Source organism: Paraconexibacter sp. (assembly GCF_041602235.1).
Lineage (GTDB): Bacteria > Actinomycetota > Thermoleophilia > Solirubrobacterales > Solirubrobacteraceae > Paraconexibacter.
In genome coordinates this window covers 1-2,232 of record NZ_JBFIGP010000428.1, presented here as the reverse complement: position 1 = coordinate 2,232, position 2,232 = coordinate 1, and the positions used below count along the sequence as shown (strand labels likewise).

Sequence of the window (2,232 nt, the reverse complement as noted above, 5' to 3'; positions counted from 1 at the left end):
GTGAGCGTCGCCTCCTCGTCGCGGAGCTCGGGGAAGACCACCGCGACGGGCCGGCACCGGTCGACGACCTCGATCGCAAAGCGCTCCTCGACGCGGATCAGGTGCTTGCGAAAGCCGGCCGGGGGCTCGTCGGCGACCGCGAGCTGCAGCTCGGGGAAGCGCGCGCCCGCGTCGGGCATGACCCCGGCGGCGTCGGCGAAACCCACCACGTCCTGCCCGTCGAGGTAGACCATGTCGTCGGAGACGTAGGCCATCCCCGCCAGGGCCAGCGTGAGCGTGAGGGTCGACTTGCCCGCACCGCTGGTCCCCGCGATGAGGACCCCGCGGTCCTCGTGGGCGACGCAGCCGGCGTGCACGGCGAAGCGACCCTGGCGCTTGACGAGCTCGTTGAGCGTCAGCGTCGTCAGTGGGTGGGCGGCCAGGTACCGTGCGCGGTCGTCCAGCCCGGGGGCGGTGATGGTGGCGGTCCGCGCCCGCAGGTCGGCGTCGAGCCGGACGCCGGAGAGGCACGCGCGGAGCTCGTCGCTCTCGGCCCGGTGCTCGAGACTCCCGTCGGGGGTGTCGTAGACGGACCGCCACGCGGGGTCGTCGTCCGGCGCGGGGCGGCCTCGGCCCACCGCGTAGTGCAGATGCGCGAGTGGAGCGTCCGCGGCGGAGGGGGGGCACCCGCGGAGCCGTCGATCGAGCGCGGTCGCCACGCCGGGGTCCTCCACGGCGACGCGCACCCGCAGACCCTGGAAGCCGTAGTCGCGGGTCATCGCGCCACCGGCGTGGTCGTCGGGATGCGGTACTGCTCGACGAAGCGCCCGTCGGAGTGGTTCGGCTCGAGGTAGGGGCGGTCGTCGCGGACCAGCCAGCAGTGGCCGTAGTGGTCGTCCGCGGGCCCGCCGATGCCGAAGGCCAACTGGACGTCGAGGCCGCGACGGCGCAGCAGCCACAGGAGGGTCACGCCGCGGGTGACGCAGCCGGTCCGCACGAGCGGCGCCCCCGTGCGCTGCGCGAGGGTCACGAGGTCGCGGAGTCGCTCCGGGTCCGGATGCGGGGCGCGGCGCGACCGGCGCGCGGGGCGGACGACGACGCGTCCGAGCCGCGGCAGCGACAGCCGCATCACCAGCGGCACGGCCATCGCGACGGCGTGGATCTGCAGCAGGACGAGCGCTTCCTTGACGGATCGGACGTCGAGCAGGAGAACGGCTCGATCACGGAGCTTCGACAAGGAGGCCCTCGCTGACCATCTCGTCGAGGAACGCCCGGACGTCCCGGCGCACGACGTCGGGCGGGGCGTCGAACGTCGCGCAGATGACCTCGACCAGATCCTCGGTGGTGCGCGCGCCGTCGCAGTGCTCCCAGATGTGCGCGCTGACGTCGTCGAGCGTGAAGTAGGCGCCGTCGCTGAGGCGCAGCAGCACGGTCTCGCCGTGCGCGGGCTGCGCGAGGACGCCGTCGGCGGGCTTCAGGGGCCGCGTGGTCACGTGGCGCTCCCGGTCACCGGTGTCGTGACCTGCTCGACCCAGCGGGAGAGCTCGCGGTCATAGGCGAGCTCCCGGCGATGGCGTAGGGCGTGGACGGGCGTCCTGAGGATCGCCTGCGGGCGGCTGAGCGGCTCGGGTCCGTCGCGGCCGGTCGGGAGGTAGTGGCGTCCCCACCGCAGCAGGCGGCGGATGCCCTCAGGGGTGAGCAGGTCCGTGTCGGCGGGGGCGCGCGCGGTCTCGGTCAGCACGCGCTCGGCGACGAACCGGTGCCCGGTGGCGGTGTCGAACGACGCGGGTCGCAGCGCGTCGAGCAGGCCGGCCGGGACGCCCAGCCCGAGGGCGTCGGCGCTGAACAGCGCCAGGTAGCAGCGGCCGGCCACCCGCGCGTCCCGCGCGACCGTCACGAAGAGATCTCCGTCGACGTCCTCGCGGTCGAGCGTCCAGGCGATGTCACGGAGCTGGGAGAGCGCGCCCTCGCTGCGCACCTCGCGCCCGGTGGTGAAGTGCAGGCACAGGTGCAGCAGCAGGTGCTCGGGTGAGGGCACGGTATGGCCGGTGGCGGCGCTCGTGCGGGAGCACTGCCAGAACGCCGCGATCGGCAGGGTCGCACGGATCGCCGGGGCGGGCGTGATGTGCCAGTGCAGCTCCACGGGCATCAGGCCGTCAGCGGTCACCAGCTCCGCGTCGTGATGCCGGGACCGGCGCATCGCCCGCTCGCGCGCGTGCTCGCGGGGCGAGAGCGGCGAGCCGAACCCTGCGT

The 2,232-nt window shown here is 74.3% G+C and carries 3 protein-coding genes and 1 pseudogene; all 4 read right to left on the bottom strand.

Going from position 1 to position 2,232, the window contains the following annotated elements; genetic code table 11:
• Nucleotides 1-758, bottom strand: a pseudogene (locus ABYE80_RS19980) (hypothetical protein); the annotation flags it as partial.
• Nucleotides 755-1,216, bottom strand: coding sequence for a lasso peptide biosynthesis B2 protein (locus tag ABYE80_RS19975; RefSeq protein ID WP_372792066.1), 462 nt, complete (start codon nt 1,214-1,216; stop codon nt 755-757). The gene ABYE80_RS19975 and the pseudogene ABYE80_RS19980, both read right to left, overlap by 4 nt.
• Nucleotides 1,200-1,472 carry a PqqD family protein gene (locus tag ABYE80_RS19970; protein WP_372792064.1) on the bottom strand — a complete coding sequence of 91 codons (273 nt, stop codon included), beginning with the start codon at nt 1,470-1,472 and terminating at the stop codon, nt 1,200-1,202. The genes ABYE80_RS19975 and ABYE80_RS19970 overlap by 17 nt, the downstream gene beginning before the upstream one ends.
• On the bottom strand, nt 1,469-2,232 hold a 764-nt coding region (locus ABYE80_RS19965; protein ID WP_372792062.1), incomplete at its 5' end, for a nucleotidyltransferase family protein. The genes ABYE80_RS19965 and ABYE80_RS19970, both read right to left, overlap by 4 nt.